This is a genomic window from Streptomyces sp. NPDC034084 (genome assembly GCF_055575535.1).
On the sequence record NZ_JBVISK010000002.1, the window covers coordinates 93,630 to 118,718 of the forward strand.

Here is a 25,089-nt window from a genome sequence, read left to right on the forward strand (position 1 = left end):
CCGGCGCACGAGTCTCTGGCGGGATCCGGACCATGGGCAGCGAGGCCCCACGCCTGGGGCCGACGGGCCGCCGCCCCGACTGCCTTCCCCCGCCTGTTGTCCTGACGTTCCACCGTCCGGGTCGGCCTTGACAGCGCTGAAGGCCGCCTGCCTATGGTGACGTGCCCCCGTCCGTACACACGGACGGGATCCGAGCCGGGGGGAGGCGCACGTGTTCGCGGTGATCGCCACGGCGCATGCCCCCGCCCGTTCGAGTGCCCGTCTGGTCTGCCGCCGGCACGTCGACTTCTGCCGTACCTCCTCGGCCATCTGTCCTTCCGCTCGCGCCTGACCCCGCACCGCGTGGGTCCGCGCGTCCCGTGACGTCCCGTCGCCCCGGCCCCGTGCAGCCGTGTCCCGTACCGCTGCCGTGCCGTCGCGCGTCCCTGTCGTTCGGAAGGACTCCCATGCCCCGCCCTGCCCTGCACCTGGCCGTCGAGATCGACGGCGACGGTGCCCATCCGGCCGCGTGGCGCCGTGCCGCGCACTCCCCCGGTGAACTGCTGACCCCGCGTCGGCTCGCCCGGGTGGCCGCCGCCGCCGAGAACGCCGGGTTCACCCTGGTCACCCTGGAGGACTCGATCCTCCCTCCCGGCCCCGCGAACGATCCCGTGGGACGGATCGGCGCGGTGGAGCGGGCCGCGTTCGTGGCCGCGTCGACGAGCGTCCTCGGTGTGGCGCCGGTCGTGGCGACCACGTACGCCGAGCCGTTCCACGTCTCCACGCAGCTCGCCTCGCTCGACCACGTCTCGGCCGGCCGGGCCGGCTGGGTGGTGGGGGTCGAGGAGGATCCGGCCGCCGCGCGCGCCTGGGGGCGGCCGGTCGTCGAGGGCGCCGACGCCCTCGCCCGTGAGGCCCATGACGGTCTCCGGGTCGTACGGGACCTGTGGGACTCGTGGGAGGACGACGCGGTGATCCGGTCGGTCTCCACCAGCCGCTACCTGGACCGCTCGCGCCTCCACGCCATCGACTTCGCGGGCGACGCGTACTCCGTCCGGGGTCCGTCGATCGTGCCGCGCCCTCCGCAGGGCCGGCCCGTCGTTCTCGCCCGCCCGGGTCTCGTCCCGGCCGGTCTCGTCGATGTGGCGCTGGTCGGCGGGGCGACGCCGGCCGAGGCGGGCGAGGCTGCCGCGGCCGCCGGGGCGCCACTCGCCTTCGCCGAGATCGAGGTCGCCCTCGACACCCCGGGCGAGACCGCGCGGGAGCGGATCGCCGACCTGGAGCGGTATGCGCCATGGGAAGGCGGCCCCGACCGGCTGCGGTACTCCGGTCCGGCGTCCGGTCTGGTGGAGCTTCTGACGGAGCTCGCCGACCGCGTCGACGGGGTGCGATTGCATCCGCTCGTCCTCGACGAGGACCTGGCGGTGCTCTCCCGTCTCGTCCTGCCGGAGCTGTTCGTCCGGCGGATCGCCGCCCGCCCGCTGCCGGGCACCACCCTGCGTACCTCCCTGGGCCTCCCCCGGCCCCTCAGCCGCTTCACGACCGACGGCGCCGCCGCGCTCGTCCGGGAGGAGACCCGATGACCCGCGCCGACGCGAACGACGTGCCCCGCCCGGACGCCCGGCTGCACTTCGGTGTCTTCTTCCAGGGCGTCAACCACTGGACGATCTGGTCGGACCCGTCCAGCGGCTCGCAGATCGATCCGGCGTCCTTCCTGCGGGTGGCCAGGACCGCCGAGCGCGGGCTCTTCGACGCGTTCTTCCTGGGGGACGGCCTGCGGCTGCGCGAGTCGGAGGGCGGCATCCACGAGCTGGACGTCGCCGGCCGTCCGGACTCGATCACCCAGCTGTCGGCGCTCGCCGCCGCGACCGAGCGGATCGGGCTCGTCTCCACGTCCAACACCACCTTCAACGAGCCCGGGGACCTCGCCCGGCGGCTCGCGGGTCTCGACCTGCTGTCCGGCGGCCGGGCCGGCTGGAACGTGGTGACCACCCACAACGCCTGGACCGGCGAGAACTTCCGGCGCGGCGGCTTCCTCGACCACGCCGACCGCTACCGGCGTGCCGAGGAGTTCCTCTCCCTCGCGCGCGCCGTGTGGAACGGCTGGGCGGAGGGCGCGGTCGCCGGCTCCGCCGACGCCCGGTCCTGGTCGGTGCCGGGTGCGGTGGGACGCGTACGGTCGCGGACCGACCACTTCGATGTGGATCTGGCGCCGACGCTCCCGCGCAGCGCACAGGGGCACCCGGTGATCTTCCAGGCGGGCGACTCCGGCGAGGGTCGGGACTTCGCGGCCCGCAACGCGGACGTGATCTTCTCCGCGCACGGTACGGACTTCGACGACGCGCTGGCCTTCGCCGAGGACATCCGGGGCCGGCTGCGGGCGGCCGGGCGGCCGGAGGACGCTCTGCGGATCCTGCCGGGCACCGAGATCGTCATCGGGGCGACCGAGAAGGAGGCGGAGGAGAAGGCCCGCTGGGTCCGCCTCGAACAGGTCACGCCCGCCGTCGCGCTGGGCATCGCGAGCCGGTTGTGGGGCTTCGACCTGTCCGGGCGGGACGCGGACGGGCCGCTGCCCGCCGAGGATCCGGTGGTCGGCGAGTACAACGGCGAGTTCGGCACCCGCCAACTGGGCGAGACCCTGGACACGGTGGCCGAGTGGCGCGCGAAGGCCGGCGCCAACGGCTGGTCGCTGCGCGAGACGGTCATCGAGCTCGGTCCGCAGCGCGGTCACGTGGGCACCCCGGCCGGGCTCGCGGAGAAGTTCGCGCGCTTCGCCCGGCACGGGGCGGTCGACGGCTTCAACATCTCGCCGTACCTGGTGCCGGACGGGCTCGACGACATCGTCGAGCTGCTCGTGCCGGAGCTGCAGGAGCGGGGCGTGTACCGGACGGCGTACACGGGGTCGACGCTCCGGGAGCATCTGGGGCTCGCGCCGGTGACGTGAGCCCGCGGTACGGGTGCGCGGCGCTCCGACGTCGTCGGGCGGTCCGCCGTCAGGGGGTCTCGGGCGGGCGGACCACGAGGAGGGCGGCCACGTCGTCGTCGAGGCCGTCCGCCCCGTAGGCGGCGAGGTCGCGGTGGAGGAGCGCGGGCACCCGCGCGGCCGGTTCTCTGGACCAGCCGCGCAGCCGTGGCTCCAGCGGGTAGAAGGCGCCGGCCCGGTCGCGGGTCTCGCTGACGCCGTCGGTGTAGAGGAGCAGCCGGTCCCCCGGACCGAAGGGGACCTCCTCGATCCGGTGGTGGCTCTCGGCGAGGCCCGCGAGGTTGACGGGCAGCGAGGGGTCGGCGAAGTGCACGGGCTCGACGCCGCCCGGGCGCTGGAGCAGCGGCGCGGGGTGGCCGCAGCTGAGGAGCCGTACGACGTCGTGGTCGTCCGGCAGTTCGACCAGCACGACGGTGGCGAAGCGTTCGGCGGCGTCCGAGTCCGGGTCCCACGCGCCGTAGCGTGCGAGGCCCTCCTCGAGCCGGTCCGCGAGGGCCGCGAGGTCGTGGGCGTCGTTGACGGCGGCGCGGAAGGCGCCGAGCAGCACGGAGGCGGTCTCGACGGCGCCGAGGCCCTTGCCCTGGACGTCGCCGAGCATGACGCGCACGGCGCCGGGGACCCTGACGGCCTCGTAGAAGTCGCCGCCGATCCTCGCCTTGGCCGCGGCCGCGACGTACAGCAGGTGCAGTTCGAACCGGCCGAGGCGCTCCGGCAGGGGGCGCAGGACGACCCGCTGGACCACCTCGGCGACGGCAGTGACCTCGCGCAGGTCCTGCTCGTAGCGGGTCCTGACCCGGCTGACCCAGGCCGCGGCGGCGGTCGTCACCGCGAGCACGGCCTCGCTCGTGAGGAGTTCGTGGAGGGACGCCGAGTCCCGGGCGGGGTCGAGGAGCACGCGGACGACCATGGCGAGCAGCCCGATGCCGACGGTCCCGCGCACGCTCCAGGTGACGGCCGCGAGGGCGGGTGCGGCGACCAGGAGACGGTCGAAACGTTCCCGGTCGGGCGTGGCCAGGTCGGCGGCGACCGTCAGGACGAGGGCCAGGAAGGGCAGGGCACGACCGAGGTTGAACTGGGTGCGTGTCCCCGTGCCGGGAGGGCGACGGTGACCGGCTGCGGGCATCTCATGATCGTACGCAGGGCCGCCGGGCGGCCCCGGGTGCCGTGGGCTCCGGGCGTGTCCCCCGGGGATCGGCGCGACCGGGCAGGGCGAGGGCGGCGGGGAGGGCGAGCGCGGCGATCAGGGTCAGGGCCGGGAGGGCCGCGCCCCGGGCCGGTACGAAGCCGCCGTCCGGTGCGAGGGTCAGCAGGAGGGTCGCGGTGGCGACGCCGAGCGCAGGACCGACGTTCATCGCCGTCTGCTGGAGGCCGCCGGCGACCCCGGCGTGGGCCTTGGGGGCGCGGTGCACGACGACGGAGGTCGCGGTGACCATGAGCGTGACGAACCCGGCGCCGAGGAGCGCCGAGGCGGCGCAGACGGCGCCCGCGCCGGCCGTCACGTCGAGCCGGGAGAGCAGCAGGAGCCCGAGCGTGAGCAGCGCGGCCCCGGCGGTCGCGGTGCGCCGGGGGCCGAAGCGGCGCTGGAGCGGAGGGCAGAGCGGCGCGCCGAGGATCATGAGGACGGCGAGGGGCAGGACGCGCAGCGCGCAGCCGAGGGGGTCGAGTCCCTGGACGTCCTGGAGGAAGTACGTCGTCACGAAGAGCGCGCCGAAGAGGGCCGCCGAGGCGGCGAGGAGCACGGCGAGCCCCGCGACGACCGGCACGCTCCTGAGCAGCGCCGGGGGCAGGAGGGGGTGCGGGGCCCGCCGCTCGTGCCGGACGAAGACCGCCACGGTGCCGAGAGCCGCGCCGCAGGCGAGGGTGGCGGTCCCGGTGCCGCCGGGTCGGGACGCCTCGTCGAGTCCGTGGACGAGCAGGCCGAGCGTGGCGGCGAGCAGGAGGGCGCCGAGCGGGTCGAGCGCGGCGGGGCCGGAGGCCGGGCGACCGGGGGTGTCCGCCGCTCGGTGACCGGGCGGGACCAGGGCGAGCAGGCCGATCGCGAGGGTCGGGGGCACGCCGAGCAGGAAGACCGCGCGCCAGCCGTACGAGGAGACCAGGGCGCCGCCGATGAGCGGGCCGGCCGCTGCGGCGAGGCCGATGGCGGCGGTGCGGACGGCGATCGGCGTCGCGAGCCGTTCGGGTGGGAATGCGGTGCGCAGCATGCCGAGGGTGGCGGGCTGGAGCAGCGCGCCGCAGACGCCCTGGAGCACGCGCAGGGCGATCACGGTGCCGATGCCGGGGGCGAGGGCGATTCCGGTGGAGGCGGCGGCGAAGCCCAGGGCGCCGAGGGCGAACACCCGGCGGTGGCCGTAGCGGTCGCCGAGGCGGCCCGCGAAGACGAGGAGGCTCGCGACGGCGACGAGGTAGCCGGTACTGGTCCACTGCACCTGACCGACGTCGGCGTGCAGATCGCGCTGGAGGGCGGGCTGCGCGACGGTGAGGACCGTGCCGTCGAGGGCGACGACGGCGGCGCCGACGACGCTGCAGGCGAGGGTGCGGTGCGCGGCGCCGGGGCGGTTCGCGGCGAGGAGGCGCTTCCTGGCCCGGGTGTGGTTCACAGCGCGGGCTCCGCGGGTCCGAGGTGGGCGTCGAGCGCGGTGGCCAGGAGGGGGCCCGGGTCGTCACCGCCGGTGGCGAGGCGGAGGCTGCCCCAGTGCCAGAGCTGGGCGATGCCGTGCAGGTTGGCCCAGAGGGCGCCCGCGAGGAGGACGGGGTCGGCCCCCGGGCGGACCTGCGCGACGAGCCCGGTGAGGTGGGCGAAGAGCGGCAGGCTGGTCTCGCGCAGCCCGAGGCGGCCGCTCTCCAGCAGGTCGTGCCGGAACATCAGCTCGTACATCCCGCGCCGCGAGCCGGCGTAGTCGAGGTAGACGCGGGCGAGCGCCGCGATCCGCTCGCGTGGCGGGGCGGTCCCGGCGTCCGCCTCGCTGACGCGTGCGGCCAGTTCGGCGAAGCCCTGGCGGGCGATGGCGGACAGCAGGTCCAGGTGGGTCGGGAAGTACCGCCGGGGGGCTCCGTGGGAGACCCCGGCGCGGCGGGCGATCTCGCGCAGGGAGAGCGCCGGGGCGCCCTCGGCGTTCACCAGCTCGACGCCGGCCCGGACGAGCCGGGCGCGCAGCCCGTCCTCGTGCCGGTTCTCATCCTCGTGGCCGTTCTCATGCAGGGACATAGACACTGTCTACCAAGGCCGAGTAGACAGTGTCTACCCTCCTTGGCGCCCCGATCCCTTACACTGGGCGCAAGCGAAGGGGAGTAGCCCCGCGAACCGGTCGTCGACACACTGGAGCCCCCGGGTTCCCGGTGACCGGGTCCGCGCACGACGCGGACGGGCGAGACCTTCGGCCAGGCAACAGCCACGTCCGCGTTCCCGTGGGCGTGGTCCGTCATGCCGGGCCGAGTGGTCCTCCCGTCGCCCACCGAGGTGTCGTGCGGAGCCACGGGGCCCGGATCGAGCAGAGAGTTCCGGTATGCACCTCGACCCCTTGGCGATCCTCACCGCCTTCGGGCTGATCTTCCTCGCCGAGCTTCCCGACAAGACGATGTTCGCGTCGCTCGCCATGGGCACGCGCATGCGTCCGCTGTACGTGTGGATCGGCACCTCCACCGCCTTCCTGGCCCACGTCGCCATCGCGGTGGGCGCCGGCAGCCTGCTCGGGCTGCTCCCGGGCTGGACGGTCAAACTGGTCTCGGCCCTGATGTTCGGCTTCGGCGCGTTCATGCTGCTGCGCGGCGGGGGCGACGACGACGAGTCCGACGAGGGCGGCCGGACGGTCAGCGGCTTCTGGCCCGTCTTCTCGACCGCGTTCATGGCCGTCTTCATCAGCGAGTGGGGCGACCTGACCCAGATCACCACCGCCAACCTGGCCGCCACCAACGGCACCTGGTCGACGGCGATCGGTTCCTTCGCCGCCCTGACGACGGTCTCCGCGCTCGCCCTGGTCGCCGGCCGCTTCATCGCCAAGCGCGTCCCCCTCAAGACGGTTCAGCGCATCGGTGGCGTCTGCATGGCGGGCCTCGCGATCTGGTCCCTCACCGAGGTCTTCACCGGCTGAGCGCACCCCCCGTCCGCCACACATCCCTTCCTGCCCCGGAGCGGATCCGGCCCGGTCTCCGGCGGGCCGAGGCCCCGCCCCTGGTGGCAGGCTGGTCGTGCGCGGTCCCCAGGGCCGCGACGTCAGCCGGTACGAGAGGGAGTCCCCCGATGGACAGCGAGGCGATCCACGACGAACTGGACGAGCGGGCGGCCGATGAGGCCGCCAGGGTGGTGGCCTGGCGGCGCCATCTGCACCGGCATCCGGAGCTGTCCAACCGGGAGGTGAACACGGCCCGTCTGGTGGCGGACCACCTGCGCGCGCTGGGCCTCGACGAGGTCCGTACGGGCATCGCGGGACACGGCGTCGTGGGCGTCCTGCGCGGGGCTGCGCCGGGCGGCGAGCGGGTCGTGGCGCTGCGCGCCGACATGGACGCGCTGCCCGTGAGGGACCTCTGCGGCGCGGACTTCGCCTCCGAGGTGGTGGACGCCGACTACCCTGGCGGCCCGTTCCCGGTGTCGCACGCCTGTGGGCACGACTGCCACACGGCGATGCTGATGGGCGCGGCGACGGTGCTCGCGGGTGTCCGCGACCGGCTTCCCGGCACGGTCCTCTTCGTCTTCCAGCCCGCCGAGGAGGGCCCGCCGGTCACGGAGGAGGGCGGGGCCCGGGCGATGGTGGAGGCCGGGGCCTTCGCCGGCCCGGTGCCGACGATGGCCTTCGGCGTGCATGTGACGCCGTACCCGAAGGGGTACGTCGGATACAGGATCGGCAACCAGTACGGGGCGTCCACCCTGGTCCGTATCGTCGTCACCGGACAGCAGGTGCACGGCTCCACCCCGTGGGAGGGCGTCGACCCGATGCCCGCGGCCGGCGCCGTCCTCACCGGCATCGGCCAGCTGTACCGGCAGGTCTCGGCCTTCGACCCGGTCACCGTGACGATCGGACACGTCGAGGACGTGGGCCGCTTCAACATCATCGGCCAGACGGTGACCCTGTGGGGCACGGTCCGCTGTGCCGTGGAGTCCGACATGGCCGAGGTCCAGCGCCGTCTGACGACGCTGGCCGAGCACTCCGCGGCGGCGTACGGCGCGACGGCCGCGGTGGATTACCTGCAGTCCGTGCCGCCCGTGCACAACAGCGGGCCGTGGGTGGAGGCCGGTCTGCCGACCCTCCGCCGGGTGGTCGGCGGGGAGCGCCTGGTGGAGACGGGTGCGACGCTCGGGTACGACGACGTCTCCGAGTTCGTCGGCCGGTTCGGCGGCCTGTACGTGATGCTCGGGGTCCAGGACGCCACGCTGAACGCGTCCGGCCGGCCGGTTCCGGTGGAGGGTGGGCGCGGACTGGTCACGAACCACAACCCGCACTTCTACGCGGACGACGACACGCTGGTCACCGGCGTCCGGCTCCACGCGCACGTCGCGTACGACCATCTGACGGGCGCTCTGGCGCCGACCGGGAAGGCCGGCCGTCCCCGCACCGGCTGATGTCTCCGGTCTCTGGACGTGGTCACGGCCGCCGCCACGAACGCCCTGCGCAGCGCGGAGTCGGAGGCGGTCGGCCACACGAGGCCGCATTCGAAGAGGGCCTCCTGCCCGGTGGCGGCATCCGGTCCCCGGCCGGGGACCGGACGGGGGGCGCGGCCGGCGGTCCCGAGTTGCGGCCGGGACGTCACACGAGAGGCTGGGGGTATCCGCCCGCGCATCCGCAGGGAGAGTCATGATGCTGGACCTCACCGCCCTCGCCGACGAGCACCTGTCCGCGGCCCGTACGGCGCCGCACGGGCGCAGCGCCCATCTGGTGATGCACGACGGGGTGCTGCGGCAGACCGTCATCGCCCTCACCTCGGGCACCTCCCTCGACGAGCACAACGCGCCGCCGGCCGCGAGCCTCCAGGTGCTGCGGGGCCGGGTCAACCTGACGGCGGCCGGGTGGGCGGAGGAGCTGCGGGTGGGCACGCTGCGGATGATCCCCAAGGAACGGCACGGGCTGACGGCTCTGGAGGACGCGGTGGTGCTGCTGACCGCGGTGAACGACTGAGGGAGTGGCTGGCGGGGCGCCGAGATATTCGGTCCCGTACCGCTGCCGGGGCGTGCAGACTCGCCCCATGGCAGACATGAGGGCGTTCCAGGACGAGCTGCGCCGCTGGGCGGCGGGCGATTGCGGCGGCGACACGGCGAGGGAACTCGCCACGGGTCTGGGGGTGCGGGCGGCGGTGCTCCTGGAAGGACCGAGCGACGTCGCGGCCGTCGAGACGCTGGCCGGGCGGCGCGGCCGTGACCTGGCCGCGGAAGGCGTGTGCGTGGTGTCGATGGGCGGGGCGATGAGCATCGCCCGCTACGCCGAACTGCTCGGGCCTCCCGGTCTCGACCTGCGTCTGACGGGCCTGTGCGACGAGCGCGAGCAGGGCTTCTACGAGCGCGGGCTGCTCCGCGCCGGAGCGCCGCGCCAGGACTTCTTCGTCTGTGTGGCGGATCTGGAGGACGAGTTCATCCGGGCGTTGGGGCCGTCGAAGGTCGAGGAGATCATCAGCGCGGAGGGCGATCTGCGCGCCTGGCAGACCTTCCTGAACCAGCCCGCCCAGCACGGCCGGCCGCGGCACCAGCAGCTGCGGCGCTTCCTCGGCACGAAGAAGGGCCGCAAGATCCGGTACGGCACGCTCCTGGTGGAGGCGCTCGACACCGATCGGGCACCGGCGCCGCTGAACGACCTCCTGGCGGTTCTGTGACCGGCCGGGGACTGGCTCACTGACGTGATCCGGCGGGGTCCGTTCGCTGACGGGCTGGTCGCTCAGGCGTCCGCCGTGACCAGGACGAGTGGCGTCCCGGCGCAGGGCCGCAGGCGGAGGCCGTCGGCGCGGTGTTCGGTCGGCGGTCCGGCGAGGACGGCGGCGAAGTCGGGGCCCTTGGTGAGGGATCCGGCGAGATGGGCCGGGTCGGTGGAGGCGGCGACCCGGCCCCGCGCGTTGACCAGCCGCGCGGGTGCGGCGAGCCGTTGGAGCACGGGCAGGACGGCCGCCTCGAAGTGCCGCAGGTAGACGTCGGCCGCCGCGACGCCCACGAACCGGCCGTCGAGCGTGATCGGCGCGGAGAGCGTGAGGCTGTACTCGTCGGAGCACAGGTAGTCCACGTAGGGCCCGGCGACGGCCCGGCGCCCGGTCTCGCGGGGCAGGGTGTACCAGTCCCAGTGGGTGTAGTCGGAGTAGGCGGAGTGCTCCGGGTCGAGGTCGAGCAGGAGCGGCCGGACGGCTCCGCCGGGACCGCGCTGCCACCACTCCAGCCAGCCCGGTACGTCGGCGAGGAGGCCGGGCGCGGCGACGAACCCCACGCCGGAGACGAGGGGGTGGGCGGCGAGCCGGGCGCGGAGTCCGGGGCGCAGGGCGGCCAGGTCGGCGGCGACGGGCTCGCGGCCCGGGGCGGCCGCGTCGGTGAGCAGGGTGCCGGTGTCGGCGCAGGTCTCGGCGACGGCGGCGAAGACCTCTTCGAGGGTGTCTCGTACGCGGCGGACGACCTCGCGGACCGGGTCCTGGTCCTGGTACGCCGTCGCCCCGCCCGCACGCGTGGTGTCAGCGATGGCCCCCGCGTGGCCCGTGAGCCCGGTGCTCCTGCCCATGCGTGTCCTCCTCGGGACGAGGCTCGGTGGTGCGGCCGGGGGTGTCGAGGCGCAGCGCGATCAGCCGCCCCACCGACTCCCGTACACACGTCTCGGCGAGCGTTCTGGCCCGCTCGTCGGCCTCATCCTGCACCGCCGAGATCACGGCGCGGTGACGATCCGCCACATTGCCGAGATGGACGGGGTCGTCGAGGACGAGACAGAGGAGGGCGCCCAGGTCCGTCTGGAGGGCGATCTCCTCGCGGGTGAGGCGGGCGGACTGGGCGGCGGCGGCCAGTTCGACGTGGAAGCGGCCGTAGAGCCTGCTGCGGGTGGCCGGTTCCGCGGCGGCGGCGAGCTCCTCGACCGTACGGGTGAGGGGGCGCAGGTCTCCGGGCTGGGTGCGCCGGGCGGCGAGCAGGGCGGCGGTGCCCGAGACGGCGGCCCAGTGGTCGCCGAGGTCGCGGAGTTCCTCGGTGGACCAGTCGGCGAGGCGGGCGCGCAGCCGCTCCTCCGGCGGGTGGTCGGGCAGGGTGACGAAGCTGCCTCCGCCGCGGCCTCTGCGGGTGGTGACGAGCCCTTGCTGCCGCAGGGCCATGAGCGCCTCGCGCAGGGTGACGGTGGAGACGCCGAGCTGCCCGGCGAGTTCGGTCTCGCCGGGCAACTGCTCCCCGTCGGCGAGGAGTCCGAGCTCGATGGCGTCACCGATGCGGCGGACGACGGTGTCGACCCGGGCCCGGGTGTCGACGGGGGCGAAGACGGCCCTGCGGGCCGCGCCCGTCGCGGCCGCGCCGCCTCCGTCGTCGGGCCTGCCGTTCGGTCTCACGGTTAACCACCTCGCGCGTCGGGCGTTGACTCAGGCTTTACCTTAAAGGGGTCTTGAGATCTGAACTATGACTTCATATCTTTACGCTCACCCGAGCAACGCTCCACCGCACCAGAAAGGTTCCCGCTGATGGAGGGAATGGCGATCCGGCTGACGGGACTGCGCAAGACCTACGGCCGGACGGAGGCCGTGGCCGGGGTGGACCTGGAGATCGCGGACGGCGAGTTCTTCTCGATGCTCGGCCCCTCGGGCTCCGGGAAGACGACCGTGCTGCGGATGATCGCCGGCTTCGAGGCGCCGAGCGCCGGCACCGTCGAACTCGCCGGCCGCGACGTCACCCGGCTCGCCCCCTTCGAACGCGACGTGCACACCGTCTTCCAGGACTACGCGCTCTTCCCGCACATGACGGTCGAGCAGAACGTCGCCTACGGCCTCAAGGTCCGCGGCGTGCCGCGCGCCGAGCGTCTCGTGCGCGCCCGGGCCGCCCTCGCGCAGGTCGGCCTCGAAGGTCTCGGCAGGCGCCGGCCCGCCGAGCTCTCCGGCGGTCAGCGACAGCGGGTCGCCCTGGCCCGCGCGCTCGTCGGCCGCCCCCGGGTCCTGCTGCTCGACGAACCCCTCGGCGCACTCGACCTCAAGCTCCGCGAACGGATGCAGGTCGAACTCAAGGAGATCCAGCGGGAGGTCGGCATCACCTTCGTCTTCGTCACCCACGACCAGGAGGAGGCCCTCACGATGAGCGACCGGATCGCCGTCTTCCACCAGGGCCGGATCGAACAGGTCGCCGCCCCCGCCGAGATCTACGAGCGTCCCGCGACCCCGTTCGTCGCCGGCTTCGTCGGCACCTCCAACCTGCTGACGGGAGAGACCGCCCGACGCGTGGTCGGGGCGCCGGGCACGTACAGCATCCGGCCGGAGAAGATCCGCGTGCTGCCCGACCGCAAGGCGGCCGGCGCCCCCGGGCACGCCACGGCCGCCGGCACGGTCGCGGAGGTCGTCTACCTCGGCGACTCCACCCGCTTCCTGGTCGACCTCGACGGGGGCGGCCGGCTCACCGCCCTCCAGCAGAACCTGGAGACCTCCTCCGCCGACCTCGCCGCCTTCCGGGGCGCCCGGATCGGCCTCCAGTGGCACCCGGACCACGCCGTGCGAGTTCCGGACGCCCCGTAGACCCGCTGCTCCGTCCTGCCCCTCCTCCACGCCCCTCGTCCCCTCACGCAACGGAGACTCTCGTGCGCTCGCACCGCTCCCTCCTGACCGCAGCCGCCCTCTCCGGGCTGCTCCTCGTCACCGCCTGCGGATCCGCCGACCCGGCGGGTTCCGGGAAGCCCGGCGGTCTCAACCCGCCCGACCTCAAGGCGCCGGCCTCACTCGGCAAGGCCGAGGGCGAGGTCAATCTGATCGCCTGGGCCGGATACGCCGAGGACGGATCCAACGACCCCGAGGTCGACTGGGTCAGCCCCTTCGAGAAGCAGACCGGCTGCCAGGTCAACACCAAGACCGCCGCCACCTCCGACGAGATGGTCTCGCTGATGAAGACCGGGGCGTACGACGCCGTCTCCGCCTCCGGCGACGCCTCCCTCCGCCTGATCGCCTCCGGCGACGCGGCCCCCGTGAACACCGCACTCGTGCCGAACTACGCCGACGTCTTCGCCGGGCTCAAGAACAAGGAGTGGAACTCCGTCAAGGGCGTCGCCTACGGCATCCCGCACGGCCGCGGCGCCAACCTCCTCATGTACGACAAGGAGAAGGTGACGCCGGCCCCCGACTCCTGGTCCGCCGTCTTCGACGAGGCCTCGGCCCACAGCGGCAAGGTCACCGCGTACGACTCCCCCATCTACCTCGCCGACGCCGCCCTGTACCTCAGGGCGACCAAGCCCGAGCTGGGCATCAAGAACCCGTACGCGCTCGACCAGAAGCAGTTCGACGCCGCCGTGGCCCTGCTCAAGGAACAGAACGCGCACATCGGCGAGTACTGGAGCGACTACCTCAAGGAGGTCTCCGCCTTCAAGAGCGGCGACTCGGTCGTCGGCACCAGTTGGCAGGTGATCGCCAACCTCACCAAGGCCGAGGGCGGGAAGGTCGAGGCGGTCCTGCCGAAGGAGGGCTCCACCGGCTGGTCCGACACCTGGATGGTCTCGGCCAGGGCCAAGCACCCCACCTGCGCCTACAAGTGGCTCGACTGGATCGTCTCGCCGAAGACCAACGCGCAGGTCGCCGAGTACTCCGGCGAGGCCCCGGCCAACGCGAAGTCGTGCGCCGAGACCGCCGACAAGAACCACTGCGCCGTCTTCCACGCCGGCGACGAGGCGTATTGGCAGCGGGTCCACTTCTGGACCACGCCCATCGAGCAGTGCCTGGACGGCCGGACGGACGCGCGCTGCGTGCCGTACGCCAAGTGGGTCCAGGCCTGGACCGAGATCAAGGGCTGACCCCCGAGCCATGACCGCACTCTCCCCCGGGCTCTCCCCCGAGTCCGCGACGCGAACCGCCGCCCCCGGCCGGGCCGCCGTCCGGCGGTTCGCCGGGGCCCTGCACCGGCGGCCCCGGCTGCGGCTCGCGGCCCTCCTCACCGCCCCGCTGCTCTGGCTGGTCCTCGCCTATCTCGGCTCCCTCGCGGCGCTGTTCCTGTCCGCGTTCTGGTCGACCGACACCTTCACCTCCGAGGTCGTCCGGATCTGGACCTCGCGGAACTTCGAGGAACTCGTCACCTCCCCCGTCTACCGGACGGTCGCCCTGCGCACCATCGGCGTCGCCCTCGCCGTGACCGCGCTCTGCGCCGTCCTCGCCTTCCCGCTCGCGTTCTACACGGCCCGTGTCGCGCACCCGCGCCGCCGCCCGTTCTTCGTGGTGGCGCTGCTCATGCCGCTGTGGGCCGGCTACCTCGTGAAGGTGTACGCGTGGCGGCTCATCCTCTCCGAGGGCGGGCCGCTGGACTGGGCCCTGCGACCGTTCGGCCTGAGCGGGCCGGGGTACGGGCTCACGGCGACGGTGCTCGTCCTGACGTACCTCTGGCTGCCGTACATGGTGCTGCCGATCCACACCGCGCTCGCCCAGCTCCCCGACAGCCTGCTGCACGCCTCGGCGGATCTCGGGGCGAGGACCTGGCGCACCTTCGTCTCGGTGGTGCTGCCTCTGGTGTGGCCGGCGGTGCCCGCGGGGTCCGTCTTCACCTTCTCCCTCAGCCTCGGCGACTACATCACCGTGCAGATCGTCGGGGGCAAGACCCAGCTGATCGGCAACCTCGTCTACTCCAACGTCACCCTGAACCTGCCGCTGGCGGCCGCGCTCGGCACCGTGCCGGTCGCCGTCATCGTGCTGTACCTGCTCGCGGTGCGGCGCTCCGGTGCGCTGCGCAGCCTGTGACCGGCCGGAAGGACCGCGACCGATGAACCTCTCCCGTCCCGCGCGGATCGCGCTGCGCACCGCGGCCGGTCTCGGCTTCGCGGCGATCTACCTGCCCCTGCTGCTCGTCCTGCTCGGCTCGCTCAACCCCGACCGCTCGGCGAGCTGGCCGCCGCCCGGCCTCACGCTCGACTGGTGGGCGGCGGCCTGGGACAACGAGGGCGCCCGCGCGGCGCTGTGGACCTCGGTCCGGGCCGGTCTGGCGGCGACGGCGGTGGCTCTGGTGCTCGGCACGCTCATCGCCTTCGCGGTGCAGCGGTACTCCTTCTTCGGACGGGAGGCCGTCTCCTTCGCGGTGGTCCTGCCGATCGCGCTGCCCGGCATCGTCACGGGCATCGCGCTCAACTCGGCCTTCAGCACGGTCCTGGAACCCCTGGGCGTCGGTCTCGGGATGTTCACGGTGGTCGTGGGGCACGCCACCTTCTGCATCGTGGTCGTCTTCAACAACGTGGTGGCGCGGCTGCGGCGGCTGCCCGGCTCGTACGAGGAGGCGGCGATGGACCTGGGGGCGCACACGTTCCGCGTCTTCCGGGACATCACCTTCCCGCTGCTGCGGTCGGCACTGCTCGCGGGCGGGCTGCTGGCCTTCGCGCTGTCCTTCGACGAGATCGTGGTGACGACGTTCACGGCGGGCCCCGCGGTGCAGACCCTGCCGGTGTGGATCTTCAACAACATGACCCGCCCTCAGCAGGCCCCGGTGGTGAACGTGGTCGCGGCGGTGCTCGTCCTGCTCTCGGTGGTCCCGATCTACGCGGCGCAGCGTCTCTCCTCGGACACGCCGGGCGGCGGACGGGTGTGAGGGACGGCGGCAGGAACTCTCAGTGCGGCTTCTTCACCCATTCGAGGGTCACACGCAGGCTCGCGTTCGCGCCGCCCTGGACGACCAGAGCGGTGAGCTTGCCCGCGTCCAGGCCCAGCTGGCAGCCGAACTCGACGGTGGCGCGGTCCGGGGCCGCCTGGTGGAGGGCCTCGCCGATCTGTCCGGCGAAGGAGGCGAGGGCCTCGGTGACCCGGGAGAGGTCGGGGAGCCGGTCGCCGAGTCCTTCGAGGTCGCTGTCGTCGAGTTCCGGGTCGGGTCCGAGGCGCCGGGCCTCCACGTAGAGGGTCGCGTCCCCGACCTCGACCTTGGTGACGTCCGGCATCGAAGCTCCCTGCGGTCGGTGGGAACGGACAGGCCGTCAGTATCGCCGAGGGGCGTACGAGAGGGACGGATCGGGCCGCTCAGAGTGTCGGGCTCAGGGCGCCCGCCGCCGGCCTGGACGCGGAGCCGGTGGCATCGCCGGCGAGGGCGCTGCCGCGCAGCCACTCGGGCCAGCTGAGGTTCCAGTCGCCGAAGCCGTTGTCGAAGGGCGTCATGGGCTGCCCGTACCCGTTGACGACCCGTACGAGATCCCCCTCCCGCACCGTGCGGTAGAGCCAGGCCGCGTCCTCGGTGCTCATGCCCGTACAGCCGTGGCTGACGTCCTCGCTGCCCTGGGAGTCGAGCGACCACGGTGCGGCGTGCAGGTATTCGCCGCTCCAGGTCACCCGGGTGGCCCAGCGGACCTTGAGGTCGTAGAAGTCGGTGCTGCCGCGTGCGATGCCGATGGAGTCGCCGCGCATACGGACGAGCGGCTCCTTGCCGAGGACGACCTTGATGCCGCCTCTGGTGCGGTAGCCGGCCTTGCCCGTGGTGACCGGGAAGGTGTGCAGGAGTTCCCCGTCACGGAACACGCTCATCTCGTGGGCGGCGACATCGGTGACGGCCTCGATCCGGGCTCCGGTGGTGAAGGTGAGGGGGCGGGCGGGGCCGCCGAAGAGACCTCCGTCGACGCGGGCGCCGTCGAGTCCGCTGCGGACGCGGACCGTGGCGCGGGTGGGCCAGACCGTGCGGGGCCGGTAGTGGAGGGTGGTGGCGTCGACCCAGTACCAGGCGCCCTCGACGTGCGGTTCGCTCCGCACGTCGAGCGCGCGCTCCACGGCGCGGCGGGCCTCCGGTTCGTCCGCCGGTACGGGGCGGCTCAGCTCGGCGGTGACCGGCATGCCGACGCCGTACGTGCCGCCGTCCTCCGGCCCGAAGGTGACGGTGAGCCGCTCGCCCGCGGGCGCCGGTTCGGTGCTGAAGTCGAGGCGGGCGCGGCGTGGGCCTCCCGGCCCGGCCCCGTCGACGACGAGCCGGGCGACGTAGCGGGCTCCGGCCGGCAGGGGTGCGGCGCTGGTCCACCGGGTGCGGTCCGCGCTCGGTGTCCCGGCGACGCGGCGGCCGCTCGGGTCGGTGACGTTGACGTCGGCGAGCACTCCGGGGGTGCGGAGCGCGAGCTCCACGGGCCCGGTGGCCTTCGGACCGAGCGTGAACGGCCGGCCCGTGAGGACGCGATCGCCGCCGAGGGCGACCGTGTGGGGCGGGGCGGAGCACATGCCGCCGCCGGTGGCACAGCTGTCCATCGAGACGACGGTGGTTGCGTCCTGGGCGGCGGCCCACTGTTCCGGTTCGGCTGCCCGGTCCGGCGACTGGGCCGCGGTGCTGACGAGGACGGCTCCGGCGGCGAGGGAGAGCGCGCCCCAGCCTCGTGCGTATCGGCGTGACGACACCTCGGACACCCGTCCCTTCATGCGGTGACGTCGGCGGACGCCGCCGACCTCAGCATCAAAACGGATCAGAGGAGAAAAAGATGATCAAGACGCCGGGCGCGGCGGCGGAGTGGGGAGCGAGACGACTCGAATGGGCCAGCGGAGGGGGAGGCTCGGGTCCGTGGGTCGGACGGCCGGCGGATCGGCCGGGCGGGGCAGTGGGGCGGCCCGGCGGGTCGGCCGAAGGGGGCAGCGGGTCGGCCGAAGGGGGCAGCGGTCGGCCGGCCGGGTCAGCGGGCTGGTTCGGGAAGTTCCTCGCCGGTTTCCAGAAGGGACTTGAGGCTGGAGATCAACGCCGGCCAGCCCTCCCCGATCAGTGCCTTGATGCTGCCGTCGGGCTCCAGATCGCCATGGGTGACCGTGAGCTTGACCATGTCTCCGGACGGCTCGATCACGAAGGTGACCCGGGACCGGCGCTCGCGGGCGAGGCGGGCGTACACCTCCCGGTCGAGACGCACGGCCTCCGCCCAGTCCGGGGTGAAGGTGTGCCAGGTGTACGAGAGGAGGCGGCCGGGCTCGGCCTCCAGGACGACCTGCTCGGGATCGGCGGTCTTGCGGCCGTCCTCGTCCCAGACCATGGGCGCGCCCGGGGTCCAGTCCGACTCGAAGGCGACGCCCCAGTAGCGGCGTGTGAGCTCCGGTTCGGTGAGGGCCTGCCACAGCTCCTCGGGGGTGGTCCGGATGTAGGTGGTGTAGACGAACGTGTCGCTGTCCATCGCGCTGCCCCTCGGCTCTGCTCCCCCGCGGCGTGCCCCCCTCCAGCCTAGGCAGGCGCCGGACGGACGTGCCAGCGAAGAACCGCCGTCCGGTCCGGGTGGTGCTCCGTGGGTTGATTAGGTGCGGAGGAAACTATTCAACGTGCTGCTAGCGTGTCCGGATGTCGCTCAAGCACGCCGTCCTCGCAGCTCTCCTGGAGGGCGAGGCCTCCGGATACGACCTGGCCAAGATCTTCGACGTGTCCGTCGCCAACTTCTGGGCCGCCACCCCGCAGCAGCTCTACCGCGAGCTGGAGCGGCTCGCCGAGGCCGGTCTGATCGCGGCCCGCGTGGTGGAGCAGGAACGGCGCCCGAACAAGAGGATGTTCAGCCTCACGGAGGCGGGCCGGCAGGACCTGGTCGACTGCACGACGACACCGCCGCGCCCGAGCGCCATCCGCGACGAACTGATGGTGCAGGTCCAGGCGTGCGACGAGGGCGACACGGAGGCCGTCCGCGAGTTCGTGGCCGGGCGGATGGAGACGGCGAGGGCGAAGCTGGCCCGCTACGACCGGCTCCGGGAGCGGCTGCTCGACGGCCGGGACGAGGACACGTATCTGGACGAGGCCGAGCGCGTCGGCCCGTACCTCACGCTGATGCGCGGGCGGTTCTTCGAGGAGGAGAACCTGCGCTGGGGCGAGCGGGCCCTCGCCGTGCTCGACCGCCGCGCGGCCGCGCGGAACGCGGCTCCCGAGGCGGCACGGCAGGGATGACGCCTGCCCTACCGTGCGGTAACGTCACCGGCCGGCCACCGGACGCGCCGGTGGTGCCACAGGATCGGGGCGGGCCTGCAATGAACGTCGGTGACCTCGTCGAGGACTTCAGCCTTCCGGACGAGACGGGTGCCCCGCGCTCGTTGGCCGGCCTGCTCGCCGAGGGTCCGGTCGTCCTCTTCTTCTACCCGGCCGCTCTCACTCCGGGCTGTACGGCCGAGGCCTGTCACTTCCGTGACCTCGCCGCCGAGTTCCGGGCCGTGGGCGCCCTGCCCGTCGGCATCAGCTCCGACGGGGTGGAGCGGCAGCAGGAGTTCGCGGAGCGGCACTCGCTCGGCTATCCCCTGCTGTCCGACCCGGACGGTGTCATACGAGAGCGGTTCGGCGTGAAGCGCGGGTTCTCGCTCGCCCCGACGAAACGGGTCACCTTCGTGATCGGCCAGGACCGGCGGGTCCGGGAGGTCGTCCGCAGCGAACTGCGGATGAGCGCCCACGCGGACCGCGCGCTGGCGGCGCTGCGCCGCCCCTGACGGGGCTGCCGTCGCGTCCGCCCTGCTCGTGGTGCGAGGCGTCACGACGTGGGGGGGCGGGCGAGGGCCGGGTGATCGTCGTCACCGGCCCGGGAAGATCGCTGCCCGGCGGCCGGGGGTCTGGGATGGGGGCGCGGGCGGATCAGCGGCGGGCACGACAAAGCCCCGGTTGGACGGGGGATTCCAACCGGGGCCGATCGCCGTGACCGGCGAAGAGCGGTCACCTCTCGGGGGGGGGACCTTGGGGACCGGACCCCTTCGCAGTCACATACGTATGAACGGTAAACCTTTCCCGAATGTTCCGGGAAATCCTGGGTGGGCGATGTGAGCCACCTCACCCGTTTTCGGCGGGTCTCGTCACTCCTTCTCGGGGCGGTAGACCTCGCCCGGTTCCGCCTTTCCGGGGGCGAGCAGCTCCGGCACCGTCACGAACGTGAAACCCCGCCGCTTGAGCTCCTCGATGATCGAGGGCACGGCCGGGACGGTCCCGTCGTAGATGTCGTGGAGCAGGATGATCCCGTCGCGGTGCGCGTTCTCCAGGACGCGCTGCCGGATGAGCGCCGAGTCGGTGGTCGAGTAGTCCTTGGCCGTGATGCTCCACAGGACCTGGGCGAGTCCGAGCTCCCGGCTGACGTCGGACACCGTGCCGTCGGTGCGGCCCTGCGGAGGGCGCATGAGGGTGGGCTTCCGGCCGGTGATCTTCTCGATGGCGTCCTGGGTGCGCGACAGCTCCTCGCGGACCTCGGCCTCGTCGAGGTCGGTCAGGATCCGGTGCGACCAGGTGTGGTTGGCCACCTCGTGCCCCTCGGCGGCGATGCGCCGGACCACGTCGGGATAGCGGTCGACGTGCTTGCTGCCGAGGAGGAAGAAGGTGGCGGGCACCTGCTTCTCCTTGAGGACGTCGAGGAGATGGGGGGTGTCCTTGCCGGGGCCCGCGTCGAAGGTCAGGGCTATGCACTTGACCTTCGAGCAGTCGACGCGACGGGCCGTGTCGCCCGCCTTGTCGTCCGTTCCCGCCGCACGCCGGGCGTCCTGCGGCGTGACCGGGTCCACTCCGCAGGCGCCCAGCGTCAGCATCAGCGACGCCGTGGCGAGGAGGGCTGTGGTCACGGCCCTGCTTCGGCCAGGCCTGGATCGGAACATGGTGGACCCGCTTTCCCCGTGATGTCTTCCGTACGGCCGTCACCGCTGGTCAGGGCGGTGCGCTCGACCGGAAGGCACTCTACATACGGTGTATACGGGGGGTCTCGGCGGGGTCGCCGACCGTTCGCGGGCACACGAGAACCCCGGGCGGCGCCCGTCCGCGTCGCCCGGAGCCTCCACAGGTCCGGCTAGCGGGACGCGAGCAACAGCCGGGCCTCGGTCTCCTGGTCGCCTGAGACGGCCTGCAGGGACTGGACGTCGAAGCCGGTGGCGAGCACCTTCTCGACCTCGTCGACGGCTCGGTAACCACCGGTGAGCGTGGCTCCGACCATGGCGGACAGGTGGGTGGGGGCCACCTCCTCGTGGCGTCCGCCGGCCGTGTCGAACGTGGCGGTCCAGACGGTGGGTGCCGGTCCCGTGGCCGCCTGCGGGCTCGGTGTCTCCATGTCCTCCAGTCGGTAGACCCGGTGGAGGACGTCGAACACGGCCTGGGCGTCCTCCTTGCCGCAGTCGCTGAGCTGCACGGTGACGTCGGTGTCGATGTGCATGTCGTACACGTCGCTCATCTCCTCGCGACCCGCCGGTCGCTCGTGGTGCCACGCGCTCCTCGCGCCGGGCGCTCGTCGTGCCACGTCTCCAGCATCCCTCGCGGGCGTCCGCCTCGCGAGGGCCGTCGACCGCGGTCAGTGACCTTCGATGATCCGCTCGACGGTGTCGGCCTCCGAGGCCCGTTTGTCGGGGCGGTGCCTCACGACCCGGGCGAAGCGCAGCGTGACGCCCGCCGGGTAGCGCGTCGAGACCTGGAGCCCGTCGTACGCGATCTCCACGACGAGTTCGGGCCGTACGCGCACGGTGAATCCGTCGTCCGAGACGGCGAGTTCGCCGAGCCGCTCGGTCTGCCAGCGCAGCATCTCGTCCGTGAGCCCCTTGAAGGTCTTGCCGAGCATGACGAAGCCGCCGTCGGCGGTCCGCGCGCCGAGGTGGAGGTTGGAGAGCAGCCCCGTTCTGCGGCCGTGGCCGCGTTCCACGGCGAGCACGACGAGGTCTACGGTGTGGACGGGTTTCACCTTCAGCCAGGTCCGTCCCCTGCGGCCTGCCACATAGGGCGCCTCCAACGCCTTGACGAGCACCCCCTCGTGTCCATGGGCCAGGGTGTCCGCGTAGAACCGCTCGGCGGCCTCGGTCTGCGCGGGATCGGACGGATCGGTGACGACGGTACGGCGGACCCGCTGGGCCTCCGGCAGCAGGTGGGCGAGGACGGCGTTGCGCTCCACCCCCGGCCGGTCGATCAGGCCTTCCCCCTCCGCCGCGAGGACGTCGAAGAAGACGGGCGTGAGGGGAAGCGCGGCACGCGCACCGGCCACGTCGGACCGGGAGCCGACCCGGGCGGCGATCGTCTGAAAGGACACCGGGCGCCCCGTCCCGGGGTCGAGGGCGATCACCTCACCGTCCAGGATGAACCCGTCGGCGGCGACCGCGCGGGCCGTCGCGACCACCTCGGGGAGGCGGTCGGTGATGTCGTCGAGCGAGCGGGTGTACACCCTGACGTCCTCGCCGCGCCGATGCACCTGAATACGGATGCCGTCGAGCTTCTCCTCGACGGCGCACGGCCCCAGGCCGGCGATCGCCTCGGCGACGGACCCGGCGGTGTGCGCGAGCATGGGCTGCACGGGGCTGCCGACCCGCAGGGTGAACCGCGTCAGCGCGGAGGCTCCCTCGGCCAGCACGGCCTGGGCGACCGGGGGCAGCGAGCCTTCGAGCATCACGGCCCGCCGCAGTTCGACGGCCGGCACCCCGGCGGCGAGGGCGACCCCCTCCAGGGCGATGGCGTCGAGAGCACCCTGGCGCACCTCGCCGGCCAGCAGCCGCAGCAGGAGTTCCTGCTCGTCGCGGGTGGCGGCCGCCCACAGCCCATGGACGAGCCGGGTCCGCTCGGCGCGGGCTCCGGCGCCCGACACGGCGGCGAGCTCGGTCATCACCTGGTCGACCTGCCCGAGCGTGAGACCGGGCCCCCCGGCGGGCGGAACGGCCGGCGGTACGACCTCCTTGAGGACGCTCCACCCGACCCCGATACGTCCCTGCGGCAGTCGCCCGGACAGATACGCGATGACGAGCGGACTCTCCTCCGGCCCGGCCTCGGCGAACAGTTCCGCCAGCAGAGCGATCTTGCGCGACCGCGCGGAGGCGGCCGCGACCTCCCGGGACACTTCCGCGACACGCGCCAGCAGCATGGGCCCATCCTCTCCATTCCGCGCCCCGACCGCACGTCAGAGTGGCACGTCAGGGCCAGGCCACCGGTCGCCTCCGCCGCCGGGGACGCGCCGCTCCCGCCGCCCTCCCCCACCGGAAGCGATCCAGAAGCCGCGCGCGCACCGGACGGCCCGGTGGACGGTCACGAGCCACGGCCGGCCCCTCGGGAACCAGCGCCGGCCCCGGCCGTACCTGCGCCGTGGGAACAGGCGCAACCGGTGGAGCCAAAGGCCTCGCAAGCGCCGCACCCCCGCCGGCCGCGCCCCCTCCGAGCGTCCCCGCTTCTCCGGGATGGGGTGCCTGTCGCTCCTCGCGCGCCTCGTCCAGGGCCAGCGCCAGGCTCAGGCGGTGCCAGAGGATCTCGTCCGGGTCGTCTGCCAGCGTCAGCCGTTCGGCGATCTCGCGCGCGACCGGCGCCGGCGGTATCCCGGGCGGCGGGGGCGGGCGCAGCCGGTCGAGGTGCGTGCGCTCGTAGGGATCGTCGACGACCTCGGCCACCTGGACCCGGTCGAGCAGCGAGGCGATGGCGGCGGCCCGCCCCCACGGGTCCTCGGCGGCTCGGAGCAGCAGGGCGAGGCGCCGCGCACGCCAGTTCCTGGGCCGTCGGTCCTCGTGCGCGGCGAGCCGCTCACGGAGGTCCAGCGGCAGCCGCCCGGTGAGGAGTGTCGGACAGGAGAGTCCGAACTCGACGACCTCCTGTGCCAGATACATCCACACCACCGCCCGGTAGCGGTTCACCGAGAACCGCACCGGACTGACGTGCCCCGTCCGCGCCAGCCGGGTGAACCGGTCGACGGTGATCCCGAGGAGTGCGGCCGCCTCCCCCGTACCGACCGTGCGCACCCGCTCGCGCAGGCCCACCGGGAAGTCCGGGGCGGCCCTGAGGCGGTCCAGCTCGGTCTTCTCGATCCGCCGCCGCTCCGCCCCGCCGGCCGACACCGTCCTCACCAGCCCGAGCTGGACCGCGAGCCGGAACTCGTCGCGCCTCAGTTCCAGTTCCTGCGCCGCCCGTCCCGGTGCCACCGTGCGCGCGCCTTCGTCCACCGTCATTCCGCGGCCCTCCCCCTGCGTCCGTGGCCTCTCCACGTCGTTCTCTCCTGGTCGCGGGCCTCTCGGACCCACGAGAAAGAAGGTAACGCAGAGTCACGACACTCACACGAGCTGTGGACAACCGCCTGTGGACAACCCCCCCGGCCGAGCCGTCAGAGCACACCACCGCCCGGGATCCCGGGCTGCCGCGCCGCCACGCCCAGGTGCTCGCCGACCCGGTTGACCAGCAGCGTCATCTCGTACGCGACCTGACCGACGTCTGCCTCCGCCGCACTCAGGACGCACAGGCAACTGCCTTCGCCCGCCGCTGTCACGAAGAGCAGTGCGTCGTCGAACTCCACCATCGTCTGCCGCGCCCGACCGGCCCGGAAGTGCCGGCCCGAGCCCCGCGCGAGGCTGTGCAGGCCGGAGGAGACGGCCGCGAGGTGCTCGGCGTCCTCGCGGGCGAGTCCGCTGCTCGCGGCCGTCACCAGACCGTCGCTCGACAGCACCAGCGCGTGCCGTATGTGTCCGACCCGCCGGGTCAGGTCGTCCAGGAGCCAGTCCAGTTCCTTGTCCAACGCCATCAGTGGTCCTCCCCCTAGCCGGTGCGTCCCCCTCGGCCCGGACCCTTGGTAGTCCTCAAGGGCCTCGTGGTCGGTGCCGTCGTGGTCCGCGTATCGCCGTATCGCCGCAAGCCTTACGCACTGTCGTGGACAGGGCAAGCACTCCACCACGCCCACGCGTGCCGCAGGATGGGGCCATGACGAGGATGACCGAGGATCAGTGGCGGACCTTCGTGTCCGAGGGGACCCGTACGGGCAAGCTGGCGACCGTGCGCGACGACGGCAGTCCGCACGTCGTGCCCGTCTGGTTCCTGCTCGACGGCGACGACGTGGTGTTCAACACCGGCAAGGACACGGTGAAGGGCCGTAACCTCGCCCGCGACGACCGGGCCTCCCTCTGCGTCGACGACGACACACCGCCCTTCTCCTACGTGTCGCTGCGTGGCCGTGTCGAACTCAGCGAGGATCCGGACGCGTTGCGTCTGTGGGCCACCCGGATCGGCGGCCGTTACATGGGGGCCGACCGGGCGGAGGAGTTCGGGGCGCGTAACGCGGTCCCGGGAGAACTCCTCGTCCGGATGCGGATCGAGAAGGTGACCGCCGAGGCCGGCGTGTCCGACTGACGCCCCGGCGCCCCGCTTCGCT

Annotated in this window: 26 protein-coding genes; 13 read left to right on the forward strand and 13 right to left on the reverse strand. The window is 73.2% G+C overall.

Going from position 1 to position 25,089, the window contains the following annotated elements:
* Positions 1 to 446: 446 nt before the first annotated feature.
* Positions 447 to 1,562 (forward strand): LLM class flavin-dependent oxidoreductase, encoded by a 1,116-nt coding sequence (locus ACZ51I_RS05925; RefSeq protein WP_468871809.1) that lies wholly within the window; start codon positions 447 to 449, stop codon positions 1,560 to 1,562.
* Positions 1,559 to 2,923 carry an NtaA/DmoA family FMN-dependent monooxygenase gene (locus ACZ51I_RS05930; protein ID WP_468871810.1) on the forward strand — a complete coding sequence of 455 codons (1,365 nt, stop codon included), beginning with the start codon at positions 1,559 to 1,561 and terminating at the stop codon, positions 2,921 to 2,923. Before ACZ51I_RS05925 ends, ACZ51I_RS05930 begins: the two co-directional genes overlap by 4 nt.
* 49 nt (positions 2,924 to 2,972) lie before the next feature.
* Here ACZ51I_RS05930 and ACZ51I_RS05935 read toward each other — a convergent pair whose 3' ends face one another.
* From ACZ51I_RS05935 to ACZ51I_RS05945, 3 genes are read right to left on the reverse strand one after another with little or no spacing between them, the layout of a single operon-like run.
* On the reverse strand, positions 2,973 to 4,085 hold the full coding sequence (locus ACZ51I_RS05935) for a PP2C family protein-serine/threonine phosphatase (protein ID WP_468871811.1): 1,113 nt from the start codon (positions 4,083 to 4,085) through the stop codon (positions 2,973 to 2,975).
* 1 nt (position 4,086) lies between these two features.
* Positions 4,087 to 5,559: an MFS transporter gene (locus ACZ51I_RS05940; RefSeq protein ID WP_468871812.1), complete on the reverse strand. Its 1,473-nt coding sequence runs from the start codon at positions 5,557 to 5,559 to the stop codon at positions 4,087 to 4,089.
* Positions 5,556 to 6,167 carry a TetR/AcrR family transcriptional regulator gene (locus ACZ51I_RS05945; protein ID WP_468871813.1) on the reverse strand — a complete coding sequence of 204 codons (612 nt, stop codon included), beginning with the start codon at positions 6,165 to 6,167 and terminating at the stop codon, positions 5,556 to 5,558. The genes ACZ51I_RS05940 and ACZ51I_RS05945 overlap by 4 nt, the downstream gene beginning before the upstream one ends.
* 298 nt (positions 6,168 to 6,465) lie before the next feature.
* Here ACZ51I_RS05945 and ACZ51I_RS05950 point away from each other — a divergent pair, with 298 nt between their 5' ends.
* The 4 genes from ACZ51I_RS05950 to ACZ51I_RS05965 all read left to right on the forward strand — a co-directional run bounded on the left by ACZ51I_RS05950 (position 6,466) and on the right by ACZ51I_RS05965 (position 9,757).
* On the forward strand, positions 6,466 to 7,050 hold the full coding sequence (locus ACZ51I_RS05950; RefSeq protein WP_468871814.1) for a TMEM165/GDT1 family protein: 585 nt from the start codon (positions 6,466 to 6,468) through the stop codon (positions 7,048 to 7,050).
* A gap of 149 nt (positions 7,051 to 7,199) precedes the next feature.
* On the forward strand, positions 7,200 to 8,516 hold the full coding sequence (locus ACZ51I_RS05955) for a M20 metallopeptidase family protein (protein WP_468871816.1): 1,317 nt from the start codon (positions 7,200 to 7,202) through the stop codon (positions 8,514 to 8,516).
* Positions 8,517 to 8,751: 235 nt separating this feature from the next.
* Positions 8,752 to 9,069, forward strand: a complete 318-nt coding sequence (locus tag ACZ51I_RS05960; RefSeq protein WP_468873777.1) for a cupin domain-containing protein — start codon at positions 8,752 to 8,754, stop codon at positions 9,067 to 9,069.
* Positions 9,070 to 9,136: 67 nt separating this feature from the next.
* The gene (locus ACZ51I_RS05965) at positions 9,137 to 9,757 is read left to right on the forward strand and encodes a TOPRIM nucleotidyl transferase/hydrolase domain-containing protein (RefSeq protein ID WP_468871818.1); all 621 of its coding nucleotides are present in this window, start codon (positions 9,137 to 9,139) and stop codon (positions 9,755 to 9,757) included.
* Between the two features lie 62 nt (positions 9,758 to 9,819).
* Here ACZ51I_RS05965 and ACZ51I_RS05970 read toward each other — a convergent pair whose 3' ends face one another.
* Together ACZ51I_RS05970 and ACZ51I_RS05975 are read right to left on the reverse strand one after the other, a co-directional pair.
* The gene (locus tag ACZ51I_RS05970; protein ID WP_468871819.1) at positions 9,820 to 10,641 is read right to left on the reverse strand and encodes a cache domain-containing protein; all 822 of its coding nucleotides are present in this window, start codon (positions 10,639 to 10,641) and stop codon (positions 9,820 to 9,822) included.
* On the reverse strand, positions 10,595 to 11,446 hold the full coding sequence (locus tag ACZ51I_RS05975; RefSeq protein ID WP_468871821.1) for a FadR/GntR family transcriptional regulator: 852 nt from the start codon (positions 11,444 to 11,446) through the stop codon (positions 10,595 to 10,597). Before ACZ51I_RS05975 ends, ACZ51I_RS05970 begins: the two co-directional genes overlap by 47 nt.
* Positions 11,447 to 11,575: 129 nt before the next feature.
* Between ACZ51I_RS05975 and ACZ51I_RS05980 the strand changes: the two genes are divergently transcribed.
* The 4 genes from ACZ51I_RS05980 (at position 11,576) to ACZ51I_RS05995 (ending at position 15,647) form a co-directional block, all read left to right on the forward strand.
* The gene (locus ACZ51I_RS05980) at positions 11,576 to 12,613 is read left to right on the forward strand and encodes an ABC transporter ATP-binding protein (protein WP_468871823.1); all 1,038 of its coding nucleotides are present in this window, start codon (positions 11,576 to 11,578) and stop codon (positions 12,611 to 12,613) included.
* A 62-nt stretch (positions 12,614 to 12,675) separates the two neighbouring features.
* Positions 12,676 to 13,875, forward strand: a complete 1,200-nt coding sequence (locus ACZ51I_RS05985) for an ABC transporter substrate-binding protein (protein ID WP_468871825.1) — start codon at positions 12,676 to 12,678, stop codon at positions 13,873 to 13,875.
* Between the two features lie 10 nt (positions 13,876 to 13,885).
* A complete protein-coding gene (locus ACZ51I_RS05990) occupies positions 13,886 to 14,809 on the forward strand; it encodes an ABC transporter permease (protein ID WP_468871827.1) in 924 nt (307 codons plus the stop codon).
* A 22-nt stretch (positions 14,810 to 14,831) separates the two neighbouring features.
* Positions 14,832 to 15,647: an ABC transporter permease gene (locus ACZ51I_RS05995; protein ID WP_468871829.1), complete on the forward strand. Its 816-nt coding sequence runs from the start codon at positions 14,832 to 14,834 to the stop codon at positions 15,645 to 15,647.
* Between the two features lie 19 nt (positions 15,648 to 15,666).
* Here ACZ51I_RS05995 and ACZ51I_RS06000 read toward each other — a convergent pair whose 3' ends face one another.
* From ACZ51I_RS06000 to ACZ51I_RS06010, 3 genes are all read right to left on the reverse strand, one after another.
* Positions 15,667 to 15,990: a CU044_2847 family protein gene (locus ACZ51I_RS06000; protein ID WP_468871831.1), complete on the reverse strand. Its 324-nt coding sequence runs from the start codon at positions 15,988 to 15,990 to the stop codon at positions 15,667 to 15,669.
* 79 nt (positions 15,991 to 16,069) lie between these two features.
* Complete coding sequence (locus ACZ51I_RS06005) at positions 16,070 to 17,419, reverse strand: L,D-transpeptidase (protein ID WP_468871832.1); 1,350 nt, start codon at positions 17,417 to 17,419, stop codon at positions 16,070 to 16,072.
* Between the two features lie 269 nt (positions 17,420 to 17,688).
* A complete protein-coding gene (locus ACZ51I_RS06010) occupies positions 17,689 to 18,174 on the reverse strand; it encodes an SRPBCC family protein (RefSeq protein WP_468871833.1) in 486 nt (161 codons plus the stop codon).
* 161 nt (positions 18,175 to 18,335) lie between these two features.
* On the opposite strand from ACZ51I_RS06010, the gene ACZ51I_RS06015 reads away from it, so the two are divergent.
* Together ACZ51I_RS06015 and ACZ51I_RS06020 are read left to right on the forward strand one after the other, a co-directional pair.
* The gene (locus tag ACZ51I_RS06015) at positions 18,336 to 18,926 is read left to right on the forward strand and encodes a PadR family transcriptional regulator (protein ID WP_468871835.1); all 591 of its coding nucleotides are present in this window, start codon (positions 18,336 to 18,338) and stop codon (positions 18,924 to 18,926) included.
* Positions 18,927 to 19,006: 80 nt separating this feature from the next.
* Complete coding sequence (locus tag ACZ51I_RS06020) at positions 19,007 to 19,456, forward strand: peroxiredoxin (RefSeq protein WP_468871837.1); 450 nt, start codon at positions 19,007 to 19,009, stop codon at positions 19,454 to 19,456.
* Between the two features lie 357 nt (positions 19,457 to 19,813).
* On the opposite strand, the gene ACZ51I_RS06025 is transcribed toward ACZ51I_RS06020, so the two are convergent.
* The 5 genes from ACZ51I_RS06025 to ACZ51I_RS06045 form a co-directional block, all read right to left on the reverse strand.
* Positions 19,814 to 20,599: a polysaccharide deacetylase family protein gene (locus ACZ51I_RS06025; protein WP_468871839.1), complete on the reverse strand. Its 786-nt coding sequence runs from the start codon at positions 20,597 to 20,599 to the stop codon at positions 19,814 to 19,816.
* 188 nt (positions 20,600 to 20,787) lie between these two features.
* Entirely contained in the window at positions 20,788 to 21,231 is a 444-nt protein-coding gene (locus ACZ51I_RS06030; protein ID WP_468871840.1) for a hypothetical protein, read from the reverse strand.
* Positions 21,232 to 21,282: 51 nt separating this feature from the next.
* Positions 21,283 to 22,830, reverse strand: a complete 1,548-nt coding sequence (locus tag ACZ51I_RS06035) for an ATP-dependent DNA ligase (RefSeq protein WP_468871842.1) — start codon at positions 22,828 to 22,830, stop codon at positions 21,283 to 21,285.
* Positions 22,831 to 22,879: 49 nt separating this feature from the next.
* Positions 22,880 to 23,899, reverse strand: a complete 1,020-nt coding sequence (locus ACZ51I_RS06040) for a DUF6397 family protein (protein ID WP_468871843.1) — start codon at positions 23,897 to 23,899, stop codon at positions 22,880 to 22,882.
* 152 nt (positions 23,900 to 24,051) lie between these two features.
* Positions 24,052 to 24,465 (reverse strand): roadblock/LC7 domain-containing protein, encoded by a 414-nt coding sequence (locus ACZ51I_RS06045; RefSeq protein WP_468871845.1) that lies wholly within the window; start codon positions 24,463 to 24,465, stop codon positions 24,052 to 24,054.
* Between the two features lie 176 nt (positions 24,466 to 24,641).
* Here ACZ51I_RS06045 and ACZ51I_RS06050 point away from each other — a divergent pair, with 176 nt between their 5' ends.
* Positions 24,642 to 25,067, forward strand: coding sequence for a PPOX class F420-dependent oxidoreductase (locus ACZ51I_RS06050; RefSeq protein ID WP_468871846.1), 426 nt, complete (start codon positions 24,642 to 24,644; stop codon positions 25,065 to 25,067).
* The last annotated feature ends 22 nt before the right edge of the window (positions 25,068 to 25,089 follow it).

Coding starts and splice junctions, on each gene's coding strand:
- ACZ51I_RS05925 (WP_468871809.1), top strand. CDS start 447: ATGCCCCGCCCTGCCCTGCACCTGGCCGTCGAGATCGACGGCGACGGT.
- ACZ51I_RS05930 (WP_468871810.1), top strand. CDS start 1,559: ATGACCCGCGCCGACGCGAACGACGTGCCCCGCCCGGACGCCCGGCTG.
- ACZ51I_RS05935 (WP_468871811.1), bottom strand. CDS start 4,085: ATGCCCGCAGCCGGTCACCGTCGCCCTCCCGGCACGGGGACACGCACC.
- ACZ51I_RS05945 (WP_468871813.1), bottom strand. CDS start 6,167: ATGTCCCTGCATGAGAACGGCCACGAGGATGAGAACCGGCACGAGGAC.
- ACZ51I_RS05950 (WP_468871814.1), top strand. CDS start 6,466: ATGCACCTCGACCCCTTGGCGATCCTCACCGCCTTCGGGCTGATCTTC.
- ACZ51I_RS05955 (WP_468871816.1), top strand. CDS start 7,200: ATGGACAGCGAGGCGATCCACGACGAACTGGACGAGCGGGCGGCCGAT.
- ACZ51I_RS05960 (WP_468873777.1), top strand. CDS start 8,752: ATGCTGGACCTCACCGCCCTCGCCGACGAGCACCTGTCCGCGGCCCGT.
- ACZ51I_RS05965 (WP_468871818.1), top strand. CDS start 9,137: ATGGCAGACATGAGGGCGTTCCAGGACGAGCTGCGCCGCTGGGCGGCG.
- ACZ51I_RS05970 (WP_468871819.1), bottom strand. CDS start 10,641: ATGGGCAGGAGCACCGGGCTCACGGGCCACGCGGGGGCCATCGCTGAC.
- ACZ51I_RS05980 (WP_468871823.1), top strand. CDS start 11,576: ATGGAGGGAATGGCGATCCGGCTGACGGGACTGCGCAAGACCTACGGC.
- ACZ51I_RS05990 (WP_468871827.1), top strand. CDS start 13,886: ATGACCGCACTCTCCCCCGGGCTCTCCCCCGAGTCCGCGACGCGAACC.
- ACZ51I_RS05995 (WP_468871829.1), top strand. CDS start 14,832: ATGAACCTCTCCCGTCCCGCGCGGATCGCGCTGCGCACCGCGGCCGGT.
- ACZ51I_RS06000 (WP_468871831.1), bottom strand. CDS start 15,990: ATGCCGGACGTCACCAAGGTCGAGGTCGGGGACGCGACCCTCTACGTG.
- ACZ51I_RS06010 (WP_468871833.1), bottom strand. CDS start 18,174: ATGGACAGCGACACGTTCGTCTACACCACCTACATCCGGACCACCCCC.
- ACZ51I_RS06015 (WP_468871835.1), top strand. CDS start 18,336: ATGTCGCTCAAGCACGCCGTCCTCGCAGCTCTCCTGGAGGGCGAGGCC.
- ACZ51I_RS06020 (WP_468871837.1), top strand. CDS start 19,007: ATGAACGTCGGTGACCTCGTCGAGGACTTCAGCCTTCCGGACGAGACG.
- ACZ51I_RS06025 (WP_468871839.1), bottom strand. CDS start 20,599: ATGTTCCGATCCAGGCCTGGCCGAAGCAGGGCCGTGACCACAGCCCTC.
- ACZ51I_RS06035 (WP_468871842.1), bottom strand. CDS start 22,830: ATGCTGCTGGCGCGTGTCGCGGAAGTGTCCCGGGAGGTCGCGGCCGCC.
- ACZ51I_RS06040 (WP_468871843.1), bottom strand. CDS start 23,899: ATGACGGTGGACGAAGGCGCGCGCACGGTGGCACCGGGACGGGCGGCG.
- ACZ51I_RS06045 (WP_468871845.1), bottom strand. CDS start 24,465: ATGGCGTTGGACAAGGAACTGGACTGGCTCCTGGACGACCTGACCCGG.
- ACZ51I_RS06050 (WP_468871846.1), top strand. CDS start 24,642: ATGACGAGGATGACCGAGGATCAGTGGCGGACCTTCGTGTCCGAGGGG.